General features: G+C 65.6%; 8 protein-coding genes and 1 pseudogene. 3 read left to right on the top strand and 6 right to left on the bottom strand.

Features of this window, described 5'->3' with window-relative positions; translation table 11 throughout:
* From WAN71_RS13150 to WAN71_RS13140, 3 genes are all read right to left on the bottom strand, one after another.
* Positions 1–1,774: MMPL family transporter (locus WAN71_RS13150; RefSeq protein ID WP_422225749.1), on the bottom strand; the 1,774-nt coding region annotated here is incomplete at its 3' end.
* Positions 1,771–2,190, bottom strand: coding sequence for an MmpS family transport accessory protein (locus WAN71_RS13145; RefSeq protein WP_422225748.1), 420 nt, complete (start codon positions 2,188–2,190; stop codon positions 1,771–1,773). The genes WAN71_RS13150 and WAN71_RS13145, both read right to left, overlap by 4 nt.
* Positions 2,191–3,044: 854 nt before the next feature.
* Positions 3,045–3,272, bottom strand: coding sequence for a DUF3618 domain-containing protein (locus tag WAN71_RS13140; protein ID WP_422225747.1), 228 nt, complete (start codon positions 3,270–3,272; stop codon positions 3,045–3,047).
* Between the two features lie 181 nt (positions 3,273–3,453).
* Here WAN71_RS13140 and WAN71_RS13135 point away from each other — a divergent pair.
* The 3 genes and pseudogenes from WAN71_RS13135 to bcp form a co-directional block, all read left to right on the top strand.
* Positions 3,454–3,666 (top strand): annotated as a pseudogene (locus WAN71_RS13135) (redoxin domain-containing protein); the annotation flags it as partial.
* A gap of 40 nt (positions 3,667–3,706) precedes the next feature.
* The gene (locus WAN71_RS13130) at positions 3,707–3,997 is read left to right on the top strand and encodes a CDGP domain-containing protein (RefSeq protein WP_422225746.1); all 291 of its coding nucleotides are present in this window, start codon (positions 3,707–3,709) and stop codon (positions 3,995–3,997) included.
* Between the two features lie 26 nt (positions 3,998–4,023).
* Entirely contained in the window at positions 4,024–4,497 is a 474-nt protein-coding gene (gene bcp, locus WAN71_RS13125) for a thioredoxin-dependent thiol peroxidase (protein WP_422225745.1), read from the top strand.
* Here the strand turns inward: bcp and WAN71_RS13120 are convergent.
* From WAN71_RS13120 to WAN71_RS13110, 3 genes are all read right to left on the bottom strand, one after another.
* Positions 4,494–5,819 (bottom strand): dipeptidase, encoded by a 1,326-nt coding sequence (locus WAN71_RS13120; protein WP_422225744.1) that lies wholly within the window; start codon positions 5,817–5,819, stop codon positions 4,494–4,496. The two genes, bcp and WAN71_RS13120, sit on opposite strands and share 4 nt — an antisense overlap.
* 24 nt (positions 5,820–5,843) lie before the next feature.
* On the bottom strand, positions 5,844–6,236 hold the full coding sequence (locus WAN71_RS13115; RefSeq protein WP_422225743.1) for a holo-ACP synthase: 393 nt from the start codon (positions 6,234–6,236) through the stop codon (positions 5,844–5,846).
* A 75-nt stretch (positions 6,237–6,311) separates the two neighbouring features.
* Positions 6,312–11,287, bottom strand: a 4,976-nt coding sequence (locus WAN71_RS13110) for a beta-ketoacyl synthase N-terminal-like domain-containing protein (protein WP_422225742.1), incomplete at its 5' end; no start/stop codon positions are given.

Below are 11,287 nucleotides of genomic sequence, written 5' to 3'. Positions count from 1 at the left end.
AGAAGTAGCTGCGAATCGGTCTCCAGAAGTCGTCGAAATCGGCGATGTGGTCGCGGATTTCGTCGGTGATCGCCGCCGTGTCGCCCGTGGTTTTCGAGCTGTCGTCCGCCGCGTTCGCGAGCTCCTGGGTCACCTGGTACTGGCGCTCTAGTAGGGCGATCAGGGTGTCGAGGTAACCGGTGATCTTCTTGATGTCGGCGATACGGTCCTTCAGGTAGCTGAGGTTGTCGCGGATCGGTGCGCTTTGCACGCTGAGCTGGAACGGAATGGATCCGTCTTCGATTGGCGGGCCAAGTGGTCTGGTGATGCTCTGCACCCGTTCGATGCCGGGCACCCGGAAGATGGCGCCGGCAATCTTGTCCAGGACCAGCATGTCGGTTGGATTGCGCAAATCGTGGTCCGATTCGATCATCAGAAGGTCCGGATTCAAACGGGCCTGGGTGAAGTGTTGATCGGCCGCGTTGTAGGCCTTCACTGAGGAAGCGCTCTGCGGCAGGTAGTACAGGTCGTTGTAGCGCGGGTTGAAGCCCATCAAACCCAGGGCGCCGACGATCGCCATGATGACGGAAGTAGCGAGGATGGGCGCCGGCCACCGCACGATAGCTGTCGCAAGACGGCGCCATCGGGTGTAGTTGAACTCGCGCTTCGGGTCGAAGAGACCGAAGCCGCTTGCGAACGCGATCAGGGCCGGTGTCAGGGTCACCCCGGCGGCCACCACAACCAGCAGACCTACCGCGCAGGGAAACGCCAGCGAACTGAAGTAGGGCAGCCGAGTGAAATGCAGACAGGCCAGCGCGCCGACGATCGTCAAACCCGAGCCCAGCACCACCTTGGTGACCCCGGCGAACGTGTCGTAGTAGGCGGCCTCCCGGTCCAGCCCCCGTTCGCGGCCCTCCTGATAGCGGCCGACCATGAATATCGCGTAGTCGGTACCCGCCGCGATGGCCAATGCCGTCAGCAAGTTGACCGCGAAGGTCGAAAGCCCCATGATGCCGGTTTCGCCCAGCAGTGCTACCACGCCTCGGCCGGTGGCCAGTCCGACGAACAGGATGACCATCGTCAGCAGCACGGTGCCGATGGATCGGTAGACGAACATCAGCATGATCGCGATGATGATGATGGTGATGATCGTCATCTTGGCCAGGCTCGCATCGCCGACAACGATCGTGTCGGCGGTCAGGGCTCCCTGACCGGCGACGTATGCCTTCACCCCGTCCGGCGGCTTCGAGTCCGCCACAATCTTGCGAACCGAGGCAACCGACTTGTCGCCGACGGCTCCGCCCTGGTCACCCTTCAGGTTGACCTGGACGTAGGCGGCCTTGTGGTCGTAGCTCTCGACACCCGAGGACGTGAATCGCTGTCCCCAGAAATTCAGCGCATGCTCGACGTGTTCGGTGTCCTGCTGCAGCTTCTTGACCAGATCGTCGTAATACTGGTGAGCGTCCTGGCCGAGAGGTTTCTCACCGACCAGGGTCACCAGGACGAGGTTGTCGGAGTCGTACTCCTTGAACTTCTCCCCGATGTGCTTCATCCCGGTCACCGAAGGCGCATCGGTTGGCGAGAGCGGCACCGAGACGTCCTCGGCAACCTTCTCCAACTGTGGGACGAAGACATTGACGCCGACCGCGATCAGCAGCCAGAACACGACGATCGGCAGCGCCAGGACGCGGATGGTGCGCGCCAGCCGCGGCTTCCGCTCAAGTTCGTAGTGCGGCGCGACGGGGATTTCGTCCGTGTCGCTGGTGTCGTTGGTGCCGCTGGTGTCGTCGGTCACGCGGATTTGTCCAAGCAGGAAACCGCGTCATGCGTGTCGACGTCTCGGTGATCGACCAATTTGTCGTCGACGGTGATCTTGCAGCCGATCGGGGGGCCGTCACTTTGGGCGACGACGTAGGCGAAGATGCCGGGCATCTCGGCGACTATCGTCTTCGACCACGGCAACGTAGTGAAGTTGGCCTTCTGCGGTTGTGCATCCGCATCCATCCAGTTGACGACACCGGTCGTCCCGGGCGGTCCCAGGATTTCGTAGACGGCGGTCTTGGCCGCGTACGGCGGGGTCGCATCCCGGGGGTCGGGCTTGGGCAAGCCGGGTCCTGGGAAGACCCCATTGAGCCGGAAAACCGCAACTCCGCCGATGATCAGTGCCACGACCACGACCAGCACAACCCATGCCCGCCTGAGAAGCGTCAACACCGTGCCTCCCGACTAGGAATGCTGGACGCGCTGATATTAGGGCATCTCGTCACGGGCGCCACCGCTAGCCGAACGCCATAGCTGCCGAGTTAATTCCTGCGGTGCGCCGTCGCCTCGGAGCCGCGCCGCCCGCCCGGGCCGCAGCCGCACCGCTCGTTGTGCTCCACCTGATCAGTTTGCTAGGCGACGACATGACGCCAAGGTGGGCTACTCGCGCGCGAAGGCCCTCGGAGGCGGTTGTTGAGTCGAAGACATGGAAACGTTATGCGCTACAGGCGATTTCGCTGTGAGGCGCTGATTTTCTGCCCGTTGACCCGTTGTCCGTCGATCTCATTGAAGTGACCGCGCGGTCGTGTCGACCTGCGGCGATAGCGCGAATCGAAGACGGCTGAGTTAGTTTCAGAAAATAATTAATTCGCCCGCGCAAACGATGTTGCTTCGTATTGCACGCCATGTGTTTTGCGACACAATTTAGGGCCATGGCGCGTACCCTGACCGGTATGGCTAGCAAGACAAAGGTCAAGACCTGCGTACATTGCGGCCACACGTTCGATCCGAACGACCGATGGCGCCACCTGGCCGATCCGGACTGGCTTCCGGCCGCGTCAGTTTATTGTTCGCCTGAATGCAGTGACCGATACCATTGCGAAATGGTGCATTGCTGCTCGACCCACGTGAAAGAGAAGTCTCGGCGCGAATCCGCCAAAGCGGCCCGTTGATCTGCGCTTGCACGCGATCAACGGTTTCGCCACTTCCTGCAGCGAATTGGCTATTTGAAGCGCAACTCCATCCAACCGCCGATATGCGAACCGCGATTGAAAGCGTCGTATTCCGGCGGCTTGGCGGCTAAATCACCTGTTGCGGATCCTGCGCACCGTCAGCGCGACGGTCAACGCCGCGATTCCCGCCAGCGAAACCGCCACCGCGGGCTTCTTGACGAACCCGATCACCCGGGCTTTGGCATCGTCGGCGAGGCGGCGGGGATTGGCCCGCTCGGCCAGTGAATCGACGGTCGACGCGAGCTGGTCGCGGGCCTGGTCGATCTCCTGCTTGATGGCGTCAGGATCCCGCTCAGCCACTCTCGTCCTCCCTGTCGTCGGCGCACCAGAAGCCGGGCTCGGTCTAGGTTGGTGCCTGCCGACCTACCCTAGATCAGCCGGCACCGACGCAGGCGTGCCGGTGAACAGAAAGGGACCTTCCTTGACCGACACCGCACGCCTCGCGCCGGGCGACAAAGGGCCCGCCTTCACCCTGCCTGAACAGGCCTGCGACTTTCGCGACAGTCTGGCCGAGCTCAACGGCGCCGGCCTCGACGTGGTCGGCATCTCCCCCGACAAGCCGGATAAGCTGGCCAAATTCCGCGACGCCGAAGGCCTAACGTTTCCGCTGCTGTCCGATCCCGACCGGAAAGTGCTGACCGCCTGGGGCGCTTACTGGGAAAAGCAGATGTACGGCAAGACCGTCCAGGGCGTGTAACCCCGCCTAACACGTACATGTATAGCAAGGAGCCGAGTTGACGAAGCAATACATTGTCGCAGGATTGGCCGCCGCGCTGATCGTCGGTGGCCTGATTGGATCAGCGCCCCCGGCCAGCGCCGGTTGTATGTACGGAGGATATGGCGCTATCAGCAGGTGCGATGACCCTGTCCAGCCTGACGGCACCTGGCAACGTTGCATGGAATACAACGAGACTTCGGGCTCAACCCCTTACCGGCGCATCCATCGCTGCTTTTTGATGGGTCCTGGCCAGAATCCCCCCTTGGGCGTCATCTTCAATATCTATCCGGAGCATATCGACGACTGAGCCGGGAACCCTTTGTGAAAGGAACCATGACCCAGAACATGCGCCTCGCGCCGGGCGACAAAGCGCCCGCCTTTACCCTGCCTGACGCCGACGGCAAGAAGGTGTCGCTGGCCGACTACCGCGGCCGCCGGGTCATCGTCTACTTCTACCCGGCGGCGTCAACTCCCGGCTGCACCAAACAGGCCTGCGACTTTCGCGACAGTCTGGCCGAGCTCAACGGCGCCGGCCTCGACGTGGTCGGCATCTCCCCCGACAAGCCGGAAAAGCTGGCCAAATTCCGTGACGCCGAGGGCCTGACGTTTCCGCTGCTGTCCGATCCCGACCGGAAAGTGTTGACCGCCTGGGGCGCCTACGGCGAAAAGCAGATGTACGGAAAGACTGTCCAGGGCGTGATCCGCTCGACGTTTTTGATCGACGAGAAGGGGAAGATCGCCGTCGCGCAGTACAACGTCAAGGCCACCGGGCACGTCGCCAAACTCCGGCGTGATCTGTCGGTCTAAGCCAGGTTGGCCAGTAGTAGCGCCTCCGCGGTCGCGGCCCGCTCCAGCACACCGAGGTGCAGGCTCTCGTTGACGCTGTGCGCTTGCGTCGCTGGGTCCTCCACGCCGGTAACCAGAATGGCCGCCTGCGGGAACGCGGCTGCGAACTCGGCAATGAACGGGATCGACCCGCCCATCCCCATCTCGACCGGATCGGTTCCCCAGGCTTGCCGGAACGCCGTCCGGGCGGCGTCGTAGACCGGGCCGCTGGCTTCGATGGCGTAGGGCTGGCCGATGTCGCCGGGCATCACCGTCACGTGTGCACCCCAAGGAGCATGCTCTTCCAGATGAACGCGCAACGCGTCTAGGTGCGCGGCCGCGTCGCCGCCGGGAGCTATCCGCATACTGACCTTGGCGCGAGCGCGCGGGATCAGCGTGTTCGACGATGCGGCAATGGATGTGGTGTCGATGCCGATCACGGTGATCGCCGGCTTGGCCCACAATCGCTGCGGTACCGAGCCGGAACCGATTTCGGTTACTCCGTCCAGCAAGCCCGATTCGGCACGCACCCGCTCGGCAGGGTAATCCACTGCGGCGGCAGTGCTTTCGTGCAGACCTGCCACGGCAACGTTGCCGTCGTCGTCATGCAGGCTGGCCAATAGGCGCACCAGTACGGACAGCGCGTCAGGAACCACACCACCCCACAGACCAGAATGCAGGCCGTGGTCGAGGGTGGCGACCTCGACCACGCAGTCGGCCAGCCCGCGCAGCGACACCGTCAGCGCGGGGACGTCGGTGCTCCAGTTGTCCGAATCGGCGATGACAATCACGTCGGCGGCCAACACGTCACGATGCGCAGCCAGCAGACGGCCTAACGAGGGCGAACCGGACTCCTCCTCGCCCTCGACGAACACCGTCACCCCTACCGGAGGTTGGCCGTCGTGGGCTCGGAACGCCGCCAAATGCGTTGCAATACCGGCTTTGTCGTCGGCGCTGCCGCGTCCGTAGAGTCTGCCGTCGCGTTCGGTCGGTTCGAAGGGCGGTGACGTCCACTGTGCTGGGTCGCCTTCGGGTTGCACGTCGTGGTGCGCGTACAGCAGCACCGTCGGCGCTCCCGCCGGCGCCGGATGCCGGGCGATGACGGCGGGTGCACCGCCCTCGCTGACGATCTGAACATCGTCAAAACCAGCCTGCGACAACAGGTCCGCCGTGGCTTGAGCGCTGCGGTGCACCTGGTCGCGACGAGCCGGATCGGCCCCTACCGATTCGATGCGCACCAGCGCCTCCAAATCACGGCGCACCGACGGCAATACCTCACGGACGCGTTCAACGAGATCGCTCATGACCTCGAGGCTAGCGGCTCGCGCTTAGTCGGTTTCGAGGATGGCAACCGCGGCCGCGGTATCCGCTTCGTGGGTCAGCGACACATGGATCGTCACATCGGCCAAATGCTTGGCGATGGCTCCGGTCAGCCGGACCCGCGGTCGTCCCCACATGTCGGTGACCACCTCGATGTCGCGGTGGATGTCTTCGCGAAGCACGGGCCGCTGGGAGAACCGCGAGCCCGACCAGGCCTTGATCACCGCCTCCTTGGCCGCCCAGCGCGCCGCCAGGTGGCGTGCCGCCGACGAACTCTTATCGGAGGCGTCGCGGCGTTCACCGGGGGTGAAGGTTTCAGCGAAGACGGTTCCGGGCTGGTCGACCTGCTCGGCGAATTCAGTGATGGAGACAAGGTCGATCCCCACTCCGACAATGCTCATTGGCGCCGCTCCTCCTCATCGCTGCGCTCTGCATCGTCGGCGGCGCAGCTCATGGGTTGCGAACCTATCGGACGGTCACCGAAGGTAAACGTCCCCGTCGCCCAACCGCGCTTCCGTGTCGAGCAACATCGCCGCTTCCTGCTGCTTCTCGGAGACCTCGTGATCGAAACGACGGTCCGCGGGCCGCTCGTACATCGGGCGCCCGCCGGCTATCGCGGAGGCCAGCCTGCGCTGACCGGCCAACAGCCGGGCGTCGGCCCGTCGCTGGTAGTCGGCGCGCTGCCCGGTGTCCAGGGCGGCCAGGAAGGCCTGCGGGTGCACCAGTGCGACCAGGCCGGACACGTGGCCGAACCCGAGGCTGGTCACCAGCCCGGCCTTCAGCGGGAACTTGCCATCCAGCTCCAACGTGTCGCGTACCCAGACGAAGTGCTCGGAGTCGGCCAATTCGTCGTCGACGCAATCCAGGCTGCGGTTGGGCGGGATCACCCCGTCGCGCAGGATCTGGCACAGCCCCATCATCTGGAAGACCGCCGCGCCGCCCTTGGCGTGCCCGGTCAAGCTCTTCTGCGAGACGATGAACAGCGGCGCGCCCGGCGAGCGGCCAAGTGAATCGGCCAGTCGCTCATGCAGTTCGGTCTCGTTGGGGTCATTGGCCAACGTCGACGTGTCGTGCTTGGAGATCACTGCGATGTCGTCGGCGCCGACGCCCAGCTTGGCCAGCGACCGTGCCAGCGCCGAATCCTTGCCGCCGCGACCGGCGCCAAGGGCGCCCAACCCAGGCGCCGGGATCGAGGTGTGCACACCGTCGGCGAACGACTGGACGTAGGCCACCACGGCCAGCACCGGGAGACCCATCTTGAGCGCGAGGTCACCGCGGGCCAGCAGAATCGTGCCGCCGCCCTGGGCTTCCAGGAAGCCGAGCCGGCGCCGATCGTTGGGCCGGGAGATCTTCGAGTCCGCGATGCCGCGGCCGCGCATCATTTCGGTGTCGGCGGTGGCGGCCATGTCACCGAAGCCGATGATGGCCTCCAGCGTCAGGTCGTCGAAGCCGCCCGTAACCACCAGCTCGGCCTTGCCGAGGCGGATCTTGTCGACGCCCTCCTCAACCGAGACCGCCGCGGTGGCGCACGCGCCGACCGGATGGATCATCGCGCCGTAGCTACCGACATAGCTCTGAATGACATGGGCGGCAACGACGTTCGGCAGGACTTCCTGCAAGATGTCGTTTGGCTTGGTCCGGCCCAACAGGTTGCCGTGATACATCAGCTGCATCGACGTCATTCCGCCCATACCGGTGCCCTGCGTGCTGGCAACCAGGCCCGGGTGCACCCATCGCATCAGCTCGGTCGGCGTGAAACCTGACGACAAGAAGGCGTCGACGGTCGCGACGATGTTCCACAGCGCCACCCGGTCGATCGAGGTGGCCATGTCCTGGCTGATCCCCCACACCGTCGGGTCGAACCCGGTGGGGATCTGCGCCCCGACGGTCCGCGACAGCTTGGTCTTGCGCGGCACGCGAATCTCGGTGCCCGCCTTGCGGGTAACCTGCCAGTCGCTGGATTCAGGGACGGGCCGGACCACCGTGTGCTCCGGGTCGAACTGGGCGAACCCACGGGCGTCCGCCTCCGATGAGACGACGAACGTGAAGTCCTTTTCCAAAAACACGCTCACCAGCAGCGGCGAGGCGTGGTCGGGGTCGATTGCGCCGTCGTCGACGAACTCTCGGATGCCGACGCGTTCGAGCACGACGTCGTGGTAGCGCTCGACCAGGTCGGCCTCGTCAATCAGATCGCCGGATTCGGTGTCATACCAGCCCGGTGTCGGATCGTCCTCCCACTTGATCAGCCCGGTGGTCCAGGCCAGCTCGAGCACACCGGCGGCCGACAGCTCGTTGTCGACCTCCATCTCGAAGCGGGTGCGCGACGACCCGTACGGGCCGAGTTCGGCACCGCCGACGATGACCACCAAATCGGCCGGGTCGACGTCGAGGTCGTCCCATACCGGCAGCGCCGCCGGGGTGAAGCCACGCGGCGGCGACGGCAGCGCGGCGATCGTGCCCTCGGCGTCGGACTCTTCGGCGCCGTCCTCGGCAGCCTTGGCCGACTGATCCTCGCGCGCCTTGGCGGCCAATTCAGCCATGTCCAGGTCGACATCGCCGAGCCCGCCGGTCAGGTCCACGTTCATCGGCGCGTTGGCGGCGGCCGCCTTGGACTCGATGTCGCACAGGCCGAGCAGCATGCTGGCCATCTCATCGGTGGAATACGTTGTCACACCGGCCTCTTCGACGGCGGTGACGATCGCGTCGTTGTGTCCCATCAGCCCGGTGCCGCGGGTCCAGCCGATCAGCGCGTGCGCCAGGCTGACGCGCTGCGCCCACGACGACTCGGCTTGCCATCGGGTCACCACGGCGTCCAGCGCCGACTTGGCTTCACCGTAGGCGCCGTCGCCGCCGAACATGCCGCGGTTGGGCGAGCCGGGCAACACCACATGCAGCCGCGAAGCGATGTCGCGCTCGGCGCCGATCCTGGACAGACCGCCGATCAGCCGCTGCACCGCCCACAGCAACACCTTCATTTCCATCTCCGAGCGCGAACCGGCCTCGGTCAGGTCGCCGACGACACGGGGTGCCGCGAAGGGGAACAGCAGTGTCGGGGTCTGCGCGTCCTTGATGTGAATCGATTGTGGTCCAAGGCTTTCGGTCTGCTCGCTACCGACCCATTCGACCAGCGCATCGATGTCCGAGTAGGACGCCATGTTGGCCGCCACCACCCACAGTGCGGCGCCGTAGCGGGCGTGGTCGCGGTACAGCGCCCGGTAGAAGGCCAGCCGCTCGTCGTCGAGCTTGGATGTCGTTGCGATGACGGCGGCACCGCCGTCGAGTAGCCGCCCGACCACCGACGCCGCGATCGAGCCCTTGGACGCACCAGTCACCACCGCGACTTCGTCGCTGTAGCGGCCGTTTTCCGGGTTCTCCGCGCCGGCAGCGATCCGGCCGTACAACGAGGCGTGGATCTGACGCCCGGCCGCAAGTGCCTTGCCCTGCCACCAGGTCGCCTGTGTCGCCACCACGTGGCCGGCACCCTCGAACCGCTCGGACAGTCGCGCCCAGTCGGCGTTGGCCTCGTCGTCGTCGATCAGCCAGAGCTTGACCAGGTCTTCGCGGGCACTGGCCCAACGGTCGTCGAACACCACGGCCTTCTTGCCGTCGAACACCGGTGCCACCAATCGTGGCCAATCCGCACCCAATTCGGCGGTGACCAGGTCGATCAGGTCGGCATCGGTCGCGGCCGGCGGCACGGTGGCCAGGGCGTCCAACCCAAGCTGACCCAGCACCAGCCGGGCTGCCGATGCGAGCACGCCGTCGCGGCCGGTGATCTGCTCAGTGAACTCGCCCAGCGCCGCGGCGTCGACGGTCGCACCGCCACCGCCGCCGGACGACGGCAGCGCAATCGCAATTCTGCGGCGTGCAGCCACCGCCGCCACCGCGGCGTCGATGGCCTTGTCGACGGCAGCGGCGTCGGTCAGGGCACCCTCGTGCAGGTTCCCCATTGCGCCGCCGCGAACGCTGGTGCCTTCGCGGGTGCCGAGCGCGACCTCGACCGTGACGTGCTTGACCCAGCCGTCGCCGAGCTCCCAGGTCTTCTTCACCCGCTCGGCAATGGCCGCAGGCCGCTTGCCGGACGGACCCAGCACCGTCCGCAGCTGGTCGTTGACCGCGTCGGAAAGTACTGGCCCATACGGCTTATACGTGCGCGCCAGCTTGGTGACCTGCGAGCGCAAGCCAGCCAGGTCGGCCTCGGCGGCGCCGTCGATGGCGCCGAGGTTCAGCTCGGAACCCAAGTCGACCAGCAATTGGTTACGCCGCGAAGACGCGCCGTCGGTGATCGACTCGATGGAGTCAAGCTCCTCGATCTGGTCGATGCGCATCTTGGCCGAGAGCGCGATCAGCGCCAAAGTGGCGTCGGCCGCGTCGAACGGAATGTCATCGGGGCGTGGAGCACCCGACGGAGCTACGGCGGGAGCCGGAGCGACGGCGGGGGCGATATTGGGCGTGAGTGCGCCCTCTGATGAGGCCGGAACGGCCGAATCGGATTCCGCCTCTTCGAGCTCGTCCTCGGGCTCGGGGTCGGTGTCGGTGGCAAACAGCACCGCGGCGTCGCGCTCGGCATTGAGCACTTCCACTGTGCTGTGCGCATATTCGGGCAGCTTCAGGGTGTTGGTGGCCAGTCCGGCGACGGTCGGCGACGACTTCACGCCGATCTCGACGAACCGTTCCACACCCAGGCCGCCCGCGGCTTCTTCGGTGAACAGCAGGTCCTGGGTTTCGATCCAGCGCACCGGGCTGGCGAACTGCCAGGCCAGTAGCTCGATGAAGACCGTGCGCGCCATCTCCCTGGGGCGCTCGCGGAGCCAGGTGTCGTAGTCGGCCAGGATCTCATCGAGCGGCTCGGCCGGTACCAGATCGCGGATCTCCTGGATGAAGTCGCGGTCGAGGCTGAACGGGCGCGGCACCAGGTTGGGGATGTAGCGCCCGACAATCACGTCGGGGTCCTTGTCCCGCGGCATGACCCGGTCCAGCGATCGGCGGAATTCGGCCACCCCGACCCGCAGCACCTCGGAGTGGAACGGCACATCGATGCCCGGCACCAGGATGAACGACCGCCGACCGCCGGCGAGTTCACGCCGCCGCTCCACCTCGGCCTCTAGCTCCTCCAGGCCGCGTACCGTGCCGGCGATCGCGTACTGCGAGCCGCGCAGGTTGAAGTTCACGATCTGCAGGAATTCCCCGGTGCGCTGCGAGACCTCGTCGACAAACGCCGGCACGTCGGCGTCGTCGAGATCGATCTGCGACGGCCGGATCGCGGCCAGCCGGTAGTTGGATCGGCCCAGCTCGTCGCGCGGCACGATGTCGTGCATGTTGGATCCGCGCTGAAACACAGTCTCCAGCAACGCTTCCAGCCCGTAGATGTCGCTCACGCAAGCCAGCGCCGTGTACTCGCCAACCGAATGGCCGCAGGCGATGGCGTCCTCGACGAACGCACCCTGCTCGC

Source organism: Mycobacterium sp., from assembly GCF_049280035.1.
Classification (GTDB): domain Bacteria; phylum Actinomycetota; class Actinomycetes; order Mycobacteriales; family Mycobacteriaceae; genus Mycobacterium.
This window is presented reverse-complemented; position numbering and strand designations above follow the sequence as displayed.